This window comes from Tenacibaculum sp. XPcli2-G (genome assembly GCF_024124505.1).
GTDB classification, from domain to species: Bacteria; Bacteroidota; Bacteroidia; order Flavobacteriales; family Flavobacteriaceae; genus Polaribacter; species Polaribacter mesophilus.
The window spans coordinates 299,250-317,848 of sequence record NZ_JAMXSH010000001.1 but is presented as its reverse complement, the minus strand read 5'-3'; the positions used below and the strand labels follow the sequence as shown (position 1 = coordinate 317,848).

The window sequence follows — 18,599 nt, the reverse complement described above, 5'->3', positions numbered from 1 at the left end:
AAATTTAAATAAAATGTAAAATTTGTTTTTGGTAAGTTTTTCGATGTATAATTAGTATAATTGTAAAAAAACAGGGTAAATATTCTGTAAATGAAAAAAAATTGTATTTTGCACTACAGTTAACAAATTACTTTACATTATGATGAAAAAACTATTACTTGTTGCATTTGTGCTATTTGGTACAGCAATAATGGTTGCTCAAACTACCATTACAGGTACGGTTAGTGATGCTTCGCTTGGCGGACCATTACCGGGAGCAAACATTAAAGTTTCGAGAAAGACAGTAGGAACGTCTACTGATTTTGATGGTAAATTTACAATGACGGTAACAGATACTCCTCCGTTTACTATTGAAATTTCTTCCTTAGGGTATCAAACAAAAACAGTTGAGATAACAAAAAACAACCAAGTTGTTGAAATTAGCTTAACAGAAAACGCAACCTCTTTAGATGAGGTAGTTGTATCAGCTTCAAGGACTCCAGAACGAGTTATGGAATCACCTGTAACAATTGAGCGTTTTGATTCAAGAGCAATAAAGAATACAGCTTCTGCTTCATATTATGATGGATTAGAAAATTTAAAAGGAGTTGATATTAACTCAGGAGGCTTAACATTTAAAACAGTAAATACACGTGGTTTTGCTACCTTTGGTAATGAGCGTTTTGTACAGTTAGTTGATGGTATGGATAATGCTTCACCAGCATTAAATTTTGCCATAGGAAACTTATTGGGAATCTCTGAAGTAGATGTAAAAAGCGTTGAAATTTTACCAGGAGCAGCTTCAGCTTTATATGGAGCTAATGCTTTTAACGGTATTATGTTAATGCGTAGTGAGAACCCGTTTAACGAGCAAGGTATTAGTGTTGGTCTGAAAACAGGCTTAACAAGTCAAGAAGCAGCAGGAGATAATGGATATTATGATGCTACAATTAAAATGGCACATGCTTTTGATGATTATTTTGCTGTTAAAGCTAGTTTTTCTTACTTAAAAGGAGAAGAATGGCATGCAACTGATTACAGAAACACAACAGGTATCGGTGGTACATATATTCCAGGTATGAATCATACTGATGATCCAAATTATGATGGAGCAAATATATATGGAGATGAAGTATCTGTTAATTTAGGAGGAGCAATAGGAAATGTTAGTAGAACAGGGTATAGGGAAGTAGACTTAATGTCTAACGAAGCTAAAAGTGTAAAGTTTAATGGAGCTATTCATTACCGTCCATTGGGAAATGACCGTGTTGAAATAATTTGGAATTCAAAATACGGTACAGGTAATACCATTTATCAAGGACAAAACCGTTATAATCTTGCTAACTTCTTTATGGAGCAACATAAATTAGAAGTAAGAGGTAAAAACTTTTTTGTAAGAGGGTATTATGCAGGTGAAGACGCTGGAGATTCTTATGATACTCGTTTTGCTGCAATAAATATAAACAGTAAATGGAAAGAGAACTCAGTTTGGTTTGGAGAATATGCAGCTGCGTATTTAGGATCCGTTCCTGGAGTACAGGCAAGCAATCATAATCAAGCAAGAGCTTTTGCTGATAGGAACAGACCAGAAGCAGGTTCTGCTGAGTTTACAAGACTATTTAATGAAGTAACTGCTGATCCAGATTTAATGACAGGGTCTAGATTTAGAGATAATACAAGTTACTATCATGCAGATGCAAACTTAAACTTACGTGATTACATTGATTGGGCTGAAGTTCAAGTAGGAGGTTCTTACAGGCAGTACAAGCTTAACTCTTTTGGTACTATTTATACTGATAGTGATGGGCCTATTAAATATGGAGAGTACGGTGTATATACACAAGTTCAGAAAAAAATGATGGATGACCGTTTGAAGTTTACAGGATCTATCCGTTATGATAAGTCTGATAATTTTGATGGAAATGTTACACCAAGAGTCTCTTTAGCCTATGCAGCAGGAGAAAACAAGAACCATAACTTTAGAGCGTCTTTCCAAACAGGTTTCCGTAACCCAACTACCCAAGACCAGTATATTGGTTTGGCAACAGGAGCAGGCTTTATTTTAGGAACAGCTCCTGACAATATTGATCGTTTTTCAACTGCTGTTCAAACAACTACAGGAACATTTACTTTAACGGGTCAAGATGCTCTTAATAGAGGGTATTCTGCTGCTTCAATTAGTAGAAAAGCGAATGAACCAAATAATCCAAATATTCCTGATCCTACATTAGTTAAGACAGCTTTAGTACAGCCAGAAAAAGTTAAATCTTTTGAAGTTGGATATCGTGCAGCACTTCCCTTAGGAGAAAACAAACTATCTATTGATTTTAGTACATATTATAATATGTATTCTGACTTTATTTCTAATAAAGATGTAGTTGTACTAGTAGACCCAAATACGCCAGCTACCATAAATAACTTAACTAATAGAGACTTAGTAAGAACATTTAGTGTAAAAACAAATTCAACGGCAGATGTTAATTCTTATGGAGTAGGGTTAGGATTAAACACAAAAGTATTTAACGGGTTTGATGTTGGATTAAACTATACATGGTCTAAGTTTGATTTTGATCAAGCTTCTGATCCTGATTTTGAAGCTGGATTTAACACACCAGAGCATAAAGTAAAAATGCAATTTGGACATACAAATTTATTTGAAAACTTTGGATTTAATGTAAGTGCTCGTTGGCAAAATGAATTTTATTGGCAGTCTACTTTCTTAGAAGGAACAATTGAAGAAAGAACAGTTCTTGATGCTCAAATTAATTATTCTGTTCCTTCAATTAAATCAGTATTTAAAGTAGGAGGATCTAATTTAACAGGTGAAGAATACTTAAGTGCGCCAGGAGTAGGAGCTGTAGGTTCTCAATATTACATTTCTTGGACTATCAATAACTAAAAAAGAAACAATGAAAAATACAATTAAATATACTTTTTTGTCTGCGTTATTTTTAGGGTTAGCCGCCTGTGACGTAGATAATACATTACCTGAGATTAAAGGAGAAGCGGAAAACAATGTAACACTAGAAGCTGGTAGTGTAGATTTTTCTAAATATGTAGCAGTAGGAGCCTCTTTTACAGCAGGATTTTCAGATGGGGCTTTATTTAAATCTTCTCAAGAGAACTCTTTTCCAAATATCTTAGCTAGTAAATTTGCTATGGTTGGCGGAGGCGATTTTACACAACCTTTAATGAATGATAACATAGGTGGTTTTTTAATAGGAGGAGAAGAAAAAGGAGAGCCAAGGTTTTATTTTAATGGTGATGGGCCAGCAAGGTTGTCAAAAACACCTACAACAGAGATAAGTAATATACAAACGGGACCATATAATAACATGGGAATCCCTGGATTAAAAAGCTTTCACCTAGGAGTAGAAGGTTATGGAGCATTAGCAGCTTTACCAAATGCAAACCCTTATTATGTAAGAATGGCATCTAACCCTATGGCAAGTGTTATACAAGATGTATTAGTACAGCAACCAACATTTTTTACATTATCTGAAATAGGAGGAAATGATGTTTTAGGATACTCTATAGCTGGTGGTGTAGGAGAAGATCATAATGAAACAGGAAACTTAGATCCAACAAGTTATGGAGCAAATGATATTACTAATTCAAATCTTTTTGCTTCTGTTTTTTCAAGTACCGTTGATGCTTTAGCAGCGGGAGATAGAAAAGGAGTCGTAGCTAATTTACCTTATATAACATCGTTACCTTACTTTACAACAGTTCCTTATGCGCCATTAGATCCTAGTAACCCTGATTTTGGAGCGCAAATACCAACATTAAATAATGTTTTTGGGGCTATTAACGGAGTTTTTGAAGCAATTGGTGTTCCAGAAAGATCAATTGTTTTTACCACAGATGCTGCAAATGCAGTTGTAATTAAAGATGAGTCTTTAGATAATAAGACAGCTCAAATTGTTGGAGCTTTATTAGCAAGTCCTACTTTCCCTCCTTTTGTGGCAAGTTTTGGATTACCTACTGATGCAACTACATTACAAAAAGTAGCAGGTTTATTAGGTACTTATTACGGTCAAGCAAGACAAGCAACAGAAGAAGACTTATTAGTATTACCAAGTAGTACGATTATAGGTGAAGTTAATACAGATTCAGTTGCGTTTTTAATGTCACAAGGTTTATCACAAGAACTAGCAGGAATGTTTTCTGTAGAAGGAGTTTCATTACCTCTTGAAGATAAATGGGTATTAACAAAAGATGAGGTAAGTAGAGTTAAGAATGCTACGGATTCTTATAATGCAACTATTAAATCGGTGGCTGAAGCAAAAGGGTTGGCTTTTGTAGATTTTAAAGCTATTTTACAAGAAGCTTCTACTACTGGATTAGAGTTTGGGAATTATAATATGAATACTAGTTTAGTAACAGGTGGTTTAGTTGGTTTAGATGGAATTCATTTAACAGCTAGAGGATATGCGTTAATGGCTAATAAAATGTTAGCTGCTATTGATGCTACATACGGATCTAACTTTACCTTAGGTAAAGACGGTTTAGCTAAACCAGATGATTACCCAACAAATTACTCACCTACCTTACAATAGAGAGCAAAATAAAGTAAAAAAGCTGAAGATTAATCTTTAGCTTTTTTTTTGTCTTTATCAGAGTTGATAATATATTTTTTATACTTACCATCTTTATATCTATAGTAGATAAATAAAGGCATTAATATAAAAGACATGTATAAAACACCTAGTCCTATTACTACTTGTGCTTTAGGGTGCTCTGTGTTTAAAAGGTAAGCACCAGTTATCATCCAAAGTAAAAAGATGATGAATAATATTTTAAGTATAGTTTTCATTCGTATTTATTTCAAGAGAAGTTATTTACTATTGCAAAAGTAAAAATCCTAAACAGTTACGTTTAGGATTCTTGCTTTATTTTGACGTTTTTTAGATTTATGCTTCCGTTTTTTGTAACCAAGAGCGTACATCTACCTCTTGTTTAATAATATTGCTTAAATCTTCTATTTTAACTCGTTTTTGCTCCATAGTATCTCTATGACGAATGGTAACAGTGTTGTCTTCTATAGTGTCATGATCTACCGTAATACAGAAAGGTGTACCAACAGCATCTTGACGACGATACCTTCTTCCAACAGCATCTTTTTCATCATAAACAACATTGAAGTCCCATTTTAAATCGTTAACAATTTTACGAGCGATTTCTGGTAAACCATCTTTTTTAACTAATGGTAAAATAGCTGCTTTGGTTGGTGCCAAAACTGCAGGTAACTTTAAAACAGTTCTTGTTGAACCATTTTCTAGCTCCTCTTCTTGTAAAGAGTTAGAGAAAACAGCTAAGAACATTCTGTCTAAACCAATAGAAGTTTCAATTACGTATGGCACATAACTAGTGTTGTCCTCGTGGTCAAAGTACTGTAGTTTTTTTCCAGAGAATTTCTCATGTTGACTTAAGTCAAAATCAGTACGAGAATGGATTCCTTCTAATTCTTTGAACCCAAAAGGAAATTTAAATTCAATATCAGCAGCGGCATCAGCATAATGTGCTAATTTGTCATGATCGTGAAAACGATAATTTTCTTCTCCCATTTCTAAAGACATATGCCACTTTAAACGAGTTTCTTTCCACTTTTCATACCATTCTTTTTGAGTTCCTGGCTTTACAAAAAATTGCATTTCCATTTGCTCAAACTCTCGTTGTCTAAAAATAAATTGGCGCGCAACGATTTCATTACGAAAAGCTTTACCAGTTTGTGCAATTCCGAAAGGAATTTTCATACGTCCAGTTTTTTGTACATTTAAGAAGTTTACAAAAATACCTTGTGCAGTTTCAGGACGTAAATATACTTGCGTTGAACTATCTGCTGACGCTCCTAATTGCGTTCCAAACATTAAGTTAAATTGCTTAACTTCTGTCCAGTTTTTAGAACCAGAAACAGGACATGTAATGCCTAAGTCTATAATTAAATTTCTAAACCCTTCTAAATCGTTTTCTTCTTGAACTCTAGTTAATTCAACTGTTATCTCGTCAATTTGTTTTTGACGTCTTAAAACATTAGGGTTTGTACTTCTAAATTCATCTTCATTAAAAGCTTCACCAAAACGTTTTTTTGCTTTGGTTATGTCTTTTTGAATTTTTTCGTTGATTTTTTCTCTAAAATCTTCAACTAAAACATCAGCTCTATAGCGTTTTTTAGAGTCTTTGTTGTCAATCAAAGGATCGTTAAAAGCATCAACGTGGCCTGAAGCTTTCCAAGTAGTTGGGTGCATTAGTATTGAAGCGTCAATACCTACAATGTTTTCATGCATTTGCACCATTGCTTTCCACCAATAATCACGAATATTCTTCTTTAATTCTACTCCGTTTTGAGCATAATCATACACTGCGCTTAAACCATCGTAAATTTCAGATGATTGAAATACATAACCGTATTCTTTTGCGTGTGATAATACTTTTTTAAATTGATCTTCTTGTTTTGCCATATTGCAAAAATAAAATAAGGATTTAAACTAAGGGTATGGAAAAAGAAAAAAGTGAAGAATAAATTAAGCTCTTCACTTTTTTATTAATAATTAATAGTTATGGTTTTATCTTAGCTTTATTGTTGTATTTCCAGAGTAAACACCATCAACAAAAGCACTAATTATATACTTTCCTTTTTTAATATCGTCTCTGTTTACTAATATTAAAGATACAAGACTTAAACGGTTATTGTTGTAGTTAACTTCTAAAGAGTCTGTGTATTGAACTTTTTGTCCGTTTTTTAAGTCAGTTTTACCTTTAGGAGCGATTACATTTTTGTTTTCATCAATAATTTGAATGTATACGCGTTTTTCACCAGCACTAGTAATTGGGTTTTCTAACAAATCGAAATTAATTCTAAAAGCATCAGTTCTACTAGATCTACTTGTAGATGTTAGCTTTCCACTACTTCGTTCTTTCATTGCAATAGCTTTTACTGGACTAGTTTTAATAATTCCACCAATAGCTACTTTTGCCTCTAATTCTTTGTTTTTTTCTGTTAGAGTTTCATTTACACTATCTTTTTGTTGTAAAATTTCATTAGCAATAACATTTTCTTGTGTTAAAGCATCATTCGCACTGTTTAAAGAATCTATCTGAATGAAAAGTTTCTTATTCTCACGTTCTAAGCTAGCAATTCTACTTCTGTACTTTCTTATAAGTCCAAAGTTATCAGATTTTAAGAGCTTTATTGAGTCTCTTAAGTTCTTCATTTTAATTAGCTCTACTTCTAACCTGTCAGCTAAACGTTTTTTACCAACAACAACATCTGTGTAATCTTTAATCATTTCGTCTAGATCTTGTTGTAACTCAGCTTTTTCTTCTAAAAAAATATTTTGAAGGTTTTCATTTTCATTTGATTTTTGATGAGAATAAAAAAATAGGAAAAGTAATAAGATAATTAATACTAAAATTAAAACATTTTTGGTTTTTTGTTGATTCATAAGTTAAGGGGAAATTGATTATATTAAGTTATTTATTAAGGGGTGTTTTACTTTAATGCTAGAGATTTATTACCAGTATAAATACCGTTCACAAATGTATTTATATGGTATATTCCTGCATTAATTTTATTTTTTATATTGATAAAAGAAATCATAGATAGTTGTTCGTTATTGTATTCAGCTATTAAAATATCACTACACCATATTTTTTTATTGTTTTGTAAATTTACTTCTTTATATGGGGCAATCACATTTTTATTCATATCTGTTATCTGAATGTAAACTTCTTTTAAACCAGGTGGTGTTACTTTATTTTGCATTAACTCAAACTCTATTTTAAAAGCACTTACTTTTGTCGATTTTGAAGTAGATGTAAACTTTCCGTTTCTTTTTTTTCTCATTGCCTCTGCTTTTATAGAAGAAACTTCAATAAGTTCAGCAGTGGCTATTTTTTTCTTTAAAGCTAACTTCTCATTACTTAAAAAACGATTTATGTTGGTAAGTTTAGTGTTTTGTTTTTCTTTTATTAATAATGCTTCTTTAACACTATCGTTCTTTATAATTAGTTTGTTATTTATAGTGTTTAAGTGACTTACTTCAGTAAAAAGCTTTTTGTTTTCTTCAATAAGTACTTTTGTTCTCTTCCTAAAATACCCAATAAATTTATAGTCTACTTGTTTTAGGTTTTTAATAGAATCTCTTAGTTGAATTACTTTGTTAAGCCCACCTTTTAGCTTTAATGAATATTCATTTTTTTTATAGCTAGCTTCTTCATAATCCTCAATAATGTTTGTTAATTCGCCCTCTAGTTCTTTTTTTTCAAGTTCAAAAACTGCCTTGAGTTCAGAATAGTCTCTAGCATTTTGATAAGACAAAAAACCAATAACAAGTATTAGTAAAATTAAGAAGGCAACAAAACTATTATTTTTTATTTTTGAGACTATCATCATTTTAAAGGGTATAAAAAAAGGGACGCTCTGTGCTAATATACTATTTATTTTTTAACACATTTATAAATAAAAGCAGGTGGAAAGTTTAATGGTTCAAAGCTCAAATTTATGTTGTCTCCAAAAACTTCTTTTAGTTTTTTGTAGTAAGTTAAGCTATACTGATATTGAATAAATAGTCCTGATGGAGCTAAAAAGTTATAGCTTTTTGTTAAGATAGCGTGCGATATTTCTTTTGGGATTATGGTAAGGGGCAAGCTAGAAACAATGTAGTTGGCTTTTGAAAAACCAAGCTTTTGTATTTCAAGTTTTATGTTTTCTGCAGAAGCCTTTAAAACAACTAATTGTGGATGTTGTATTTTTTTTAATTCTCTATAGAAAGCATCATTTATTTCAAAACATATTAATATGGTGTTGGGTTGAAGTTTTTTTAGTAAATATTGTGTTATGGCTCCGTTTCCAGGTCCTAACTCTACAATAACTTCAGCAGATTTAAAATCAATTTCTTTTAGCATCTTGTTAGCTAGGTATCTAGAGCTTGGAACAACTGTGCCTGATGTTTTGTAATTTTTTACAGCTTCTTTAAAAAAATTAAACTTTTTACTCAAAATATAATTTATTGTTGTTTTTTGTATCTTCCTATGTTAAAAAAGGCTTGTAAAGATGCAATTTTTAAAAGAGATATTCTACTTATTCTACCCCAAATTATGTGTAAATTGTGAAAAAACGTTATTACAAAATGAAACACTTCTCTGTGTTATTTGTAAAAACGACTTGCCAATTATAGACGATAATAAGCATATAAATGTTACATTAATGTCAAATTTTTATGGGAAAGTACCAATACAAGCAGTACATTCTTTTCTTTTTTACAGGAAGAAAGGAGTTACCCAAAAATTGATCCATCAATTAAAGTATAAAAATCAGCCAGAAATTGGAATATTTATTGCTGACTGGTTTGGAGAACGATTAAAAACATTAAATACTTTTATAGATATAGACTATATTATTCCAGTACCATTACATTTAAAAAAGCTTAAAAGTAGAGGATATAATCAAGTAACCATGTTTGGAAAACGATTAAGTGATATTTTGAATGTTGAGTATAAGCCAGATATTCTTATAAGAACTTCCAAAACTAAAACGCAAACATTAAAACAACGGTTTGAACGGTTTTCTAATAACAAAACAAAGTTTAAACTTGTTGATACAACACTTTTTGAAAATAAACATGTTTTACTTATTGATGATGTTATTACAACAGGAGCAACATTAGAAGCTTGTGCAAACGAACTTTTAAAAACGCAAAACATAAAGATAAGTGTTGCTACAATGGCGTATACACAAAAAGACTAATACCATTCCATCTTAATTTACTACTTTTGAAAATGGATTTTAAACCAATAATTTGTGAAAAATAAACACTTTATTTTAGTAATTCTTTTCGCTTTTTTAATAAGTAGTTGTGCACGTAAAGGACGACCAGAAGGAGGTCCAAAGGATGAAACCGCACCAATAATGGTTACTGCAAATCCTCCTTATGAAACTATTCATTTTAAAGATGATAACATTCGTATTTATTTTGATGAGTATATTGTTTTAAAAGACCTACAAAAACAGTTGGTAGTTTCTCCGCCAATGAAAAATCCACCGTTAATTACACCACAAGGAACACCAAGTAAGTATATTAATATTAAAATATTAGACACGTTACAGAAAAATACCACCTATACTTTTAACTTTGGAAATGCAGTTCAAGATAACAACGAAAACAACAAGTTAGAGAGCTTTAAGTATGTGTTTTCAACAGGAGACTATATTGATTCTTTAAAAATTAAAGGTGCAGTAGCTGATGCTTTTGATAAAAAAGAGGTGAAAGAAGTTAGTGTTTTGTTATATAAGATTGATAGTACCTACAACGATTCTATTGTTTTTAAGAAAAAGCCAAATTATGTAACAAGCACGCTAGATTCTACAAATTTTGAGTTTAGTAATTTACGTGAAGGAAAATATTTAATGCTAGCATTAAAAGAGCCTTCAAGTGATTATATTTTTAATAGTAGAACAGATAAAATTGGTTTTGTAGTAGATACAATTACGTTACCAAAAGATACTTTGCTAAACAAACCTATTCGTTTTTTTAAAGAAATTCAGCCATATGAGTTTAAAAGAGGAAAAGAAGTAACAAAAGGAAAAATTCAGTTTGGTTTTGAAGGGAAGCAGGAAGATATGAGTATTGAACTGTTATCGGAAGTTCCGCAAGATTACAAGTCGTTTACTCAGTTTGAGGAAGATAAAGATACACTCAATTATTGGTATACACCTGTAGAGAAAGATTCATTGAATTTTATAGTAAATAATCAGAATTTTAAAGATACTGTTACAGTGTTTTTAAGAAAAAAGAAAATTGACTCTTTATCTGTGTCATCTAGTGTAAGTGGAGTTCTTAACCTGAAAGATACTATGTTTATTAAAACAAATAACCCAATTGTTTCTTTTGATAAATCGAAGTTTTCATTGATAGATAAAGATACTGTTGATGTACCTTTTGAATTGCAAAAGCAGTCGATTAATAAACTAGCTGTATTGTTTGAAAAGAAACCTAAATATGGATACATTTTTAAAGGCTTACCTAAAGCAATAACTGATGTTTTTGAAACTACAAACGATACGTTAGATTATAAATTCACAACGCGTACTGTGGAAGATTATGGAAGTATTGTTTTGGATGTTAAAAACGAAACAGAATATCCTGTTATTATTGAATTATTAAGTCAAGATAAGGTTGTAGAAAAAAGGTATCTTACTTCTTCTAAAAAGATAGAATTTATCTTACTAGAACCCAAGGAATATAGTGTTAGAGCTATAGTTGATGAAAATAATAATCGTATGTGGGATACTGGAAATTTCTTATTAAGAAAAGAGCCAGAGCAAATTATCTATTTAGAAACTGTATTTAAACTAAGGGCTAATTGGATACAAAACGAAACATTTGTAATAAAATAGATAATATCATCTTGAAAGAGTAAAGAAACCGAATAGAGAAGCAATTAGTTTCTTTATTCGGTTTCTTATTTACATTATATTTTACTGTTTCTAGAAAATATTACTGTTTTTACAACAATTCTTCACAATAAAAACCATGATGTTGTATTGCTTTTAAAATGGCATCAGCTTTAATCATTTGAGTCTCTACCCGAAGAATATTATCGCAATCTTCTAAGTCAAAATTCCAGCGGTCATTTTTGGTAATCAAACGATTTAAAGTAGGTTGAACAATTTTAATTTCATTGTTTTTTGTAATGGATGTCTTAAATACCAAAACTGTTTTCATTTTAGTTAGATTAACGTTCATAAAAATATGGAGGTTCAATATCTAAAGCGCGCAAATACACATAGGCTTGTCCGCGATGATGGATTTCATTGTCAATAAAATAGAATATTGATGACCAAACCGTACCTTCATATTGACCAAATATTTTAATGTTTTGTTGAAACTGCTCTGGTTTTATCTGTGCCCAATAAGTATTTATTTCGTCAGTAGCCTTGTCCCAGAGTTCAATAATTTTTGCTTTTTTGTTACCGTGGTCAACCCTTTCAATTAATTCTTGAATTTCTCCAGTAGCAATTTCTTTAATACCAGGTCCAGCTATACCTAAAAGTTCCATAACCATATCAGCAAAAGTACGCATACCTCCTATAGAGTAATTAAAAAAGGCTTCCTCAGTAAAAGCTTCAATAGTTCTTCGGGTTAAACCTCGATGCCCTTGCCAATGTGCTAATAACTCAGAAGGTGTAATTACTTGTTCTAATAATGTGCTTGTTGTTGATTCCATAATTGTAATTTTTATTATTTGAAATCAAAATTAATATGGGGTGGTGACAGCTTTATGTCAGTAGAAAAAATAAATCTTAAAAAGACTATTGACAAGCGGTTGTCACTTACTGTATGTTACTTTGTATAAAGTATAGTTATTATGTTGAAGCTAAAATTTAAAAAATACTTCAGCCTGAAATCCTATCTTTGGGAAATATGTTATAGCATTATGAGTTTAGACACGGTAAAACGTTTTGATAGAATTGTGGCAATACTTATTCAGTTACAATCTAAACGCATAGTAAAAGCACAAGAATTGGCTGATAGATTTGAGGTGAGCCTACGTACTATTTATCGTGATATACGAACCCTTGAAGCATCAGGTGTGCCCATAATAAGTGAGGCTGGTGTTGGTTATTCTATTATGGAAGGGTACCGTTTGCCTCCTGTTATGTTTACTAGAGAAGAAGTAGGAAGTTTTGTGGCTGCCGAAAAACTAATGCAGAAGTTTGTAGATAAATCATTAGGGAATTATTATGAGTCTGCCATGATGAAGTTAAAATCAGTGTTGCGTGGTCGTGAAAAAGATTGGATTTCTGCCTTAGAATCACAAATATTGGTGGATCCTACAAATAAATTGTTCAACGATAGTTTACCAAATGCACTTGAAACCTTGTTTGAAAGTATTGCTGAAAAAAGACAGGTGTTTTTAAAATATCAAGCGGTAAATAGAGAAACACCTTCTGAGCGTTTTGTGGAACCTGTGGGTATTTATCACGAATCAGGGTTTTGGTATGTGTTGGCTTTTTGTCATTTAAGAAGCGACTACAGGCAATTTAGAACCGATAGAATGTTAGCGATAAAATCAACTGAACATAATTTTACTAGAGAACATATTACGTTAGATGAATACCGAAGCCAGTATGAAAACACACCCAAAACAAAAGTTGTTATTTCTGTTGATAAAAGTGTGGTGCGATATATTAACAATAGTAAAATGCAACATGGTTTTATCTCTGAAAAAGTAAAAGGAAACCAAGTGGAAATGACATTCATGACATCTTATGTTGAACACAGTTTTTCAAGATGGTATATTGTGTTTTCAGATTATGCCAAAATAATTGAACCTGAGAGTTTAAAACTTCAGGTAAAAGAGATTTTAGAAAAGGCAATTACAAAACTTTAATGTGCCTCTAACCAGTTTGCTCCTGTATCTATTTCAACATCTAACGGAACGCTCATTTTAAAAGCGTTTTCCATTTCCTGTTTAATAATCGGTTTAATAATATCTAATTCATCTTTATGAGCATCAAAAACCAATTCATCATGTACTTGTAGTAACATTTTCGACTTGAAGTTTTCTTGCTCAAATCGCTTATAAATGTTAATCATGGCAAGTTTAATGATGTCGGCAGCCGAACCTTGAATAGGAGCATTTACCGCATTCCTTTCTGCAGCACCACGAACAATAGCATTACGAGAATTGATGTCTTTTAAATAACGGCGACGATGTAAAACAGTTTCCACATATCCGTGTTCACGAGCAAAATCTACCTGCTTAGAAATATAATTTCGTAGTTTCGGATAGGTTGCATAATAGGTGTCAATCAACTCTTTTGCCTCTTTACGAGATAAATCGGTTTGATTGCTCAATCCGAAGGCAGAAACTCCATAAATAATTCCGAAGTTTACAGTTTTAGCATTGCTACGTTGCTCGCGGGTTACTTCCTCAATAGGAACATTAAATACTTTTGCAGCAGTAGAAGCGTGAATGTCTTCACCATGTTGAAAGGCTTTAATCATGGTTTCTTCCTCACTTAAAGCAGCGATAATTCGTAATTCAATTTGACTGTAATCAGCCGCTAGCAATACATAGTCTTCATTTCTCGGAATAAAAGCTTTACGTACTTCTTGTCCACGTTTTGTACGGATAGGAATGTTCTGTAAGTTTGGATTGTTAGAACTTAAGCGTCCTGTAGCTGCTACAGCCTGAGCGTATACAGTGTGTACTCTCCCAGTTTTAGGGTTAATTTCATTAGGAAGTGCATCAACATAAGTGCTTTGTAGTTTTTTATACTGACGATATTCTAAAATATCAGCAACTATTTGATGATCTTTCGCTAAATAAGAAAGTACATCTTCTGCTGTAGAATACTGCCCTGTTTTAGTTTTTTTAGGTTTATCAACTAGTTTTAACTTGTCAAATAAGATAGGACCTAATTGCTTTGGAGATGCAATGTTAAATTCTTCACCGGCTTGTTCGTATATGTTTTGCTCAAGTTGTGAGATGTCTTTAGATAAGGCTTTCGAAAGTGTTTTTAAGAAGTCAGTATCTAAATTAATACCTTCAATTTCCATAGCTGTTAATACAGAAACTAATGGTGTTTCTACTTCGTTGAATAACTTGGTAACATTGCCACTTTCCAACTCCTTAGAAAAGTGCTCTTTTAATTGATAGGTGATGTCTGCATCTTCAACTGCATATTCGGTTTGTTTTGGTAACTCAACTTGTCGCATTGAAAGTTGATTTTTACCTTTTTTACCAATCAATTCTGTAATAGAAACTGGTTGATAATTTAAGTAGGTTTCAGCAAGTACATCCATATTATGACGCATATCAGGATTGATAAGGTAATGCGCAATCATGGTGTCAAACAAATTCCCTTTTACAGGCATGTTGTAATTTGACAATACTTTGATATCGTATTTTAAATTGTGGCCTATCTTTTCAATGTTTACAGCTTCAAAAAATGGACGAAATTCTTCTAAGATAACTTTTGTTTCTTCTTGATCTTCCGGAAATGAAACATAATAGCCTTTACCAGCTTCCCATGAAAAAGCAATTCCAATTAGCTCAACTTCTAAGGCCTTTAATCCAGTTGTTTCAGTATCAAAACACACAGAATTTTGTTGCATTAATTTCTCTAACAATAATTTTCTTGAAAGAGGTGTTTCTATTAATTGATAGAAATGATTCGTATTTTCAATGGTTTTAAAACCGTTAATATTTGTGTCTTTAGTAGCGCTTCCACTACCAGGAGTTGCAAATAAATCAAATTGACCTGCAGCACTAGTCTTTGTTGTTTTAGGTATTTCTAATGCAGCAGTAGTTTCTTCAGAAGGAGCAAATGTTTTTAAGAAGTTTTCCGTTAAACGACGAAATTCTAATTCAGTAAAAATTTCTTTGGTAGCTTCAACATTGGGTTGCTCAAAAACCAATTTATCCAATTCTAACTCAACAGGAACATCTAGCATAATGGTTGCTAGTTTTTTAGAAAGCAAGCCTAATTCTTGATTAGCTTCTACCTTTTCTTTCATTTTTCCTTTTAACTCATGGATGTTTTCAAACAAACCTTCCATACTACCATAAGCAGCAAGAAATTTCTTGGCTGTTTTTTCACCAACACCAGGTAATCCAGGGATATTATCAACAGAATCCCCCATCATTCCTAAAAAGTCAATTACTTGTAACGGGTTTTCCACACCAAACTTAGTTTTCACTTCTTCAACACCCCACTTTTCATATCCATTTCCCATACGAGGTGGGCGGTACATAAAAATATTATCAGAAACCAGTTGAGCAAAATCTTTATCAGGCGTTACCATGTAAGTGTGTAGTCCTTCTTTCTCAGCTTTTTTAGCCAGCGTACCAATAATATCATCGGCTTCGTACCCTTCTTTTACAATGGCAGGTATGTTCATGGCTCCTAATATTTTTTCAATGTAAGGAACAGCTAAACGAATGGCTTCAGGTGTTTCTTGTCGGTTTGCTTTATAATCTTCAAAAGCTTCAACGCGGTCAGTACTTCCTCCTTTGTCGAAACAAACGGCTAAATAATCTGGCTTTTCACGCTTTATTACATCTAGTAAAGAGTTGGTAAACCCCATAATAGCTGAGGTGTCTAACCCTTTAGAGTTGATACGTGGGTTTTTAATAAAGGCATAATATCCTCTAAAAATTAAAGCATACGCGTCGAGTAAAAAAAGTCGTTTTTGATTTGCCATGTTAAGTCTTAAGCCTATTGAAATAAAATGTTGATATCGATTTGTTTACAGAAAAAGTAGAAAAACTATCGTTTCTATGAACTTTGGAGGTAAATCTACAAAACTTTAACAAGATGTTAAAAATCAATTTTAAGAATCGAAGTATCTTTGTTTCTCCTTAAAAATGAAATAGATGTCTCGTTGGTTAGTAACAGTTATTATAATATCCGCAATAATTATTGTATTTGAAGCATATGCTTTTCAAGCAATAAAAACACTTACAAGAAGTAAAATTATTCGTTATGGATGGTTGTTAATTGGGGTATTAGCTTATATACACTTTTTTTATGTAATTTTTGGTTACGATAGAAACTCTGGGCAAACAAGAGAGTTTCAATGGGCAATGGGAATGCTTTTACTTGTTTTAGTTCCTAAGGTGGTGATTTTTTTATTAATGTTTGGAGAAGATGTGGTTAGATGGTCTCAAAAAGGAATCTCATTTTTGTTTAAAGAAGAAACCAAAGACTTGGTTGGTAGAAGAGCTTTCATATCAAAACTAGCTTTAGGACTGGCAGCACTACCGTTTGCAAGTATGTTGTATGGTATTTTTAAAGGAAAATACAATTACAAAGTGCTTAAATACCAGTTAAGTTTTAAAGATTTACCAGAAGCTTTTGATGGTTTTACCATATCTCACATTACCGATATTCACTCAGGAAGTTTTGATAATAAAGAAAAAATTAAATATGGAGTAGATTTAATTAACGAGCAAAAATCTGACATGATTTTATTTACGGGAGATATTGTAAATAATTTTGCACACGAAATGGATGATTGGATTTCTGTTTTTTCAAAGTTAGAGGCACCTGTTGGAAAATACTCAGTATTAGGTAATCATGATTATGGAGATTATTCTGATTGGAAAACACCAGAAGATAAAAAAGCAAATTTCAAAGCAGTAAAAGATATTCATCCAAAAATAGGATTTGAATTATTATTAAATGAGCATAAATACATTGAAAAAGACGGACAAAAAATAGCATTGATTGGAGTAGAGAACTGGGGAAAGGGCTTTAATAAAGCAGGAGATCTTAAAAAAGCATCAGAAGGGGTAAGTAAAGATGATTTTAAAATTTTACTGTCCCACGACCCAAGTCATTGGGAATATAAAATAAAACAAGACGATTTTAATTATCATTTAACTTTAAGCGGACATACGCATGGTTTACAATTTGGGATTGAAATTCCTGGTTGGATAAAATGGAGCCCATCAAAATATGTTTATAAACAATGGGCAGGGTTATATAAAGAGTTTAATAGGTATATTAATGTGAATAGAGGGTTTGGTTACCATGCCTTTCCTGGTAGAGTAGGGATTTGGCCTGAAATTACCGTAATTGAGCTAAAAAAAGCTTGATTTTTCAGTATTTTTAAGATTATCATAATAATTACCTAACAAAAAATTAGTAATTTTAGGCACTTTACTGATAAAACTTATGCAAAAGATGACAAAGTTTGGTGAAATTATAAGCATTAACAAACCTGTGTTAATCGATTTTTATGCAGATTGGAGTGAACTAGAACCTAGTTTAGATACACTTCGTGATGTAGCTGCTGCATTAGGAGACAAAGCCAAGGTGATTAAAATAGATATTAACAAGAATGAAATTCTTGCAGATGCCTTACGTGTTAAAGGAAATCCAACTTTTATGATTTATAAAAATGGAGAGATGAAATGGCGCCAAACTGGAGAGCAAGACGCTAATACGTTAATAGGCTTAGTTCAGCAGTTTGTTTAAGAAATTGCCTTAAACTTATAACCTTGTAACGAAAATTCTTCTAGAACTTTTGGAAGCACATAATATAACTTGTCGCTAGCCTTTATACTATCGTGAAAAACGATAATACTCCCATTTTCTACATTTCTGAGTACATTTTGTAAACATTTTTCTTTAGTAATAGTCGGGTCAAAATCTGCTGACAATACATCCCACATAATAATTTTATAACCATTAGCAAGAAGTTGTTTGGCTTGTTTTCTTTTTATTTTTCCGTAAGGAGGGCGAAATAGTTTTGTTTTTTGATGCGATAATAAGTTTTCGCATTTGTTTATGTTGTTAATATAAGTTGTATTGCTGTTTTTCCAGCCGTTTAAATGATTAAAAGTGTGGTTTCCTACCGAATGTCCTTCATTAACAATTCTTGAAAAAACAGCGGGGTATTTTCGAATATTATCACCAATACAAAAAAAAGTAGCTTTTGCATTGAATAGGTGAAGTTGGTCAAGTACAAATTCTGTTACTTTTGGAATAGGTCCATCATCAAAGGTTAGAAATATTTCTTTTTGAGTAGAAAAAAAAGACCACGTATATTTAGCGAATAAACGTTTAAGTATACGTGGTGTCTTTATAAAATATAACCTCATTA

Annotated in this window: 16 protein-coding genes; 7 read left to right on the top strand and 9 right to left on the bottom strand. The window is 32.0% G+C overall.

From position 1 onward, the window contains the following. The first annotated feature begins 139 nt into the window (after window positions 1-139). Entirely contained in the window at window positions 140-2,878 is a 2,739-nt protein-coding gene (locus NH341_RS01410) for a TonB-dependent receptor domain-containing protein (RefSeq protein ID WP_125064412.1), read from the top strand. Window positions 2,879-2,888: 10 nt separating this feature from the next. Continuing rightward, window positions 2,889-4,538 carry a G-D-S-L family lipolytic protein gene (locus tag NH341_RS01405; RefSeq protein WP_253055508.1) on the top strand — a complete coding sequence of 550 codons (1,650 nt, stop codon included), beginning with the start codon at window positions 2,889-2,891 and terminating at the stop codon, window positions 4,536-4,538. A 29-nt stretch (window positions 4,539-4,567) separates the two neighbouring features. Here NH341_RS01405 and NH341_RS01400 read toward each other — a convergent pair whose 3' ends face one another. The 5 genes from NH341_RS01400 to NH341_RS01380 form a co-directional block, all read right to left on the bottom strand. Then, a complete protein-coding gene (locus tag NH341_RS01400) occupies window positions 4,568-4,795 on the bottom strand; it encodes a hypothetical protein (RefSeq protein ID WP_047788172.1) in 228 nt (75 codons plus the stop codon). 97 nt (window positions 4,796-4,892) lie between these two features. After that, window positions 4,893-6,440 (bottom strand): glycine--tRNA ligase, encoded by a 1,548-nt coding sequence (locus tag NH341_RS01395; RefSeq protein WP_253055506.1) that lies wholly within the window; start codon window positions 6,438-6,440, stop codon window positions 4,893-4,895. A gap of 105 nt (window positions 6,441-6,545) precedes the next feature. Beyond that, window positions 6,546-7,424, bottom strand: a complete 879-nt coding sequence (locus NH341_RS01390; protein WP_073182437.1) for a hypothetical protein — start codon at window positions 7,422-7,424, stop codon at window positions 6,546-6,548. Window positions 7,425-7,471: 47 nt separating this feature from the next. Then, on the bottom strand, window positions 7,472-8,374 hold the full coding sequence (locus NH341_RS01385; RefSeq protein WP_159488851.1) for a hypothetical protein: 903 nt from the start codon (window positions 8,372-8,374) through the stop codon (window positions 7,472-7,474). Window positions 8,375-8,418: 44 nt separating this feature from the next. Next, complete coding sequence (locus NH341_RS01380; RefSeq protein ID WP_047788176.1) at window positions 8,419-8,979, bottom strand: class I SAM-dependent methyltransferase; 561 nt, start codon at window positions 8,977-8,979, stop codon at window positions 8,419-8,421. A 208-nt stretch (window positions 8,980-9,187) separates the two neighbouring features. On the opposite strand from NH341_RS01380, the gene NH341_RS01375 reads away from it, so the two are divergent. Both NH341_RS01375 and NH341_RS01370 read left to right on the top strand, forming a co-directional pair. Further along, on the top strand, window positions 9,188-9,727 hold the full coding sequence (locus tag NH341_RS01375) for a ComF family protein (RefSeq protein WP_253055505.1): 540 nt from the start codon (window positions 9,188-9,190) through the stop codon (window positions 9,725-9,727). A 54-nt stretch (window positions 9,728-9,781) separates the two neighbouring features. Further along, complete coding sequence (locus NH341_RS01370) at window positions 9,782-11,377, top strand: Ig-like domain-containing protein (protein ID WP_253055504.1); 1,596 nt, start codon at window positions 9,782-9,784, stop codon at window positions 11,375-11,377. A 109-nt stretch (window positions 11,378-11,486) separates the two neighbouring features. Here the strand turns inward: NH341_RS01370 and NH341_RS01365 are convergent, their stop codons facing one another. Further along, on the bottom strand, window positions 11,487-11,726 hold the full coding sequence (locus NH341_RS01365; protein ID WP_253055503.1) for a hypothetical protein: 240 nt from the start codon (window positions 11,724-11,726) through the stop codon (window positions 11,487-11,489). Continuing rightward, window positions 11,716-12,207: a DinB family protein gene (locus tag NH341_RS01360; protein ID WP_253055502.1), complete on the bottom strand. Its 492-nt coding sequence runs from the start codon at window positions 12,205-12,207 to the stop codon at window positions 11,716-11,718. The genes NH341_RS01365 and NH341_RS01360 overlap by 11 nt, the downstream gene beginning before the upstream one ends. A 210-nt stretch (window positions 12,208-12,417) precedes the next feature. Here NH341_RS01360 and NH341_RS01355 point away from each other — a divergent pair, with 210 nt between their 5' ends. Next, on the top strand, window positions 12,418-13,374 hold the full coding sequence (locus NH341_RS01355; protein ID WP_253055501.1) for a YafY family protein: 957 nt from the start codon (window positions 12,418-12,420) through the stop codon (window positions 13,372-13,374). Here the strand turns inward: NH341_RS01355 and polA are convergent. Next, a complete protein-coding gene (polA, locus tag NH341_RS01350) occupies window positions 13,371-16,193 on the bottom strand; it encodes a DNA polymerase I (RefSeq protein WP_253055500.1) in 2,823 nt (940 codons plus the stop codon). The two genes, NH341_RS01355 and polA, sit on opposite strands and share 4 nt — an antisense overlap. Window positions 16,194-16,365: 172 nt before the next feature. Between polA and NH341_RS01345 the strand changes: the two genes are divergently transcribed. Together NH341_RS01345 and NH341_RS01340 are read left to right on the top strand one after the other, a co-directional pair. Further along, window positions 16,366-17,589, top strand: a complete 1,224-nt coding sequence (locus tag NH341_RS01345; RefSeq protein WP_253055499.1) for a metallophosphoesterase — start codon at window positions 16,366-16,368, stop codon at window positions 17,587-17,589. An 88-nt stretch (window positions 17,590-17,677) separates the two neighbouring features. Next, window positions 17,678-17,971, top strand: coding sequence for a co-chaperone YbbN (locus NH341_RS01340; RefSeq protein WP_047788184.1), 294 nt, complete (start codon window positions 17,678-17,680; stop codon window positions 17,969-17,971). Here the strand turns inward: NH341_RS01340 and NH341_RS01335 are convergent. Continuing rightward, window positions 17,968-18,597 carry a polysaccharide deacetylase family protein gene (locus tag NH341_RS01335; protein WP_239178388.1) on the bottom strand — a complete coding sequence of 210 codons (630 nt, stop codon included), beginning with the start codon at window positions 18,595-18,597 and terminating at the stop codon, window positions 17,968-17,970. The genes NH341_RS01340 and NH341_RS01335 overlap by 4 nt on opposite strands. Window positions 18,598-18,599 lie beyond the last annotated feature (2 nt).

Bases quoted from the DNA above. Each gene is read 5' to 3' on its own strand.
- NH341_RS01355 (WP_253055501.1), top strand. From the start codon at position 12,418: ATGAGTTTAGACACGGTAAAACGTTTTGATAGAATTGTGGCAATACTT.
- NH341_RS01405 (WP_253055508.1), top strand. From the start codon at position 2,889: ATGAAAAATACAATTAAATATACTTTTTTGTCTGCGTTATTTTTAGGG.
- NH341_RS01345 (WP_253055499.1), top strand. From the start codon at position 16,366: ATGTCTCGTTGGTTAGTAACAGTTATTATAATATCCGCAATAATTATT.
- NH341_RS01410 (WP_125064412.1), top strand. From the start codon at position 140: ATGATGAAAAAACTATTACTTGTTGCATTTGTGCTATTTGGTACAGCA.
- polA (WP_253055500.1), bottom strand. From the start codon at position 16,193: ATGGCAAATCAAAAACGACTTTTTTTACTCGACGCGTATGCTTTAATT.
- NH341_RS01360 (WP_253055502.1), bottom strand. From the start codon at position 12,207: ATGGAATCAACAACAAGCACATTATTAGAACAAGTAATTACACCTTCT.
- NH341_RS01395 (WP_253055506.1), bottom strand. From the start codon at position 6,440: ATGGCAAAACAAGAAGATCAATTTAAAAAAGTATTATCACACGCAAAA.
- NH341_RS01375 (WP_253055505.1), top strand. From the start codon at position 9,188: ATGTCAAATTTTTATGGGAAAGTACCAATACAAGCAGTACATTCTTTT.
- NH341_RS01400 (WP_047788172.1), bottom strand. From the start codon at position 4,795: ATGAAAACTATACTTAAAATATTATTCATCATCTTTTTACTTTGGATG.
- NH341_RS01390 (WP_073182437.1), bottom strand. From the start codon at position 7,424: ATGAATCAACAAAAAACCAAAAATGTTTTAATTTTAGTATTAATTATC.
- NH341_RS01340 (WP_047788184.1), top strand. From the start codon at position 17,678: ATGACAAAGTTTGGTGAAATTATAAGCATTAACAAACCTGTGTTAATC.
- NH341_RS01335 (WP_239178388.1), bottom strand. From the start codon at position 18,597: ATGAGGTTATATTTTATAAAGACACCACGTATACTTAAACGTTTATTC.
- NH341_RS01365 (WP_253055503.1), bottom strand. From the start codon at position 11,726: ATGAACGTTAATCTAACTAAAATGAAAACAGTTTTGGTATTTAAGACA.
- NH341_RS01385 (WP_159488851.1), bottom strand. From the start codon at position 8,374: ATGATGATAGTCTCAAAAATAAAAAATAATAGTTTTGTTGCCTTCTTA.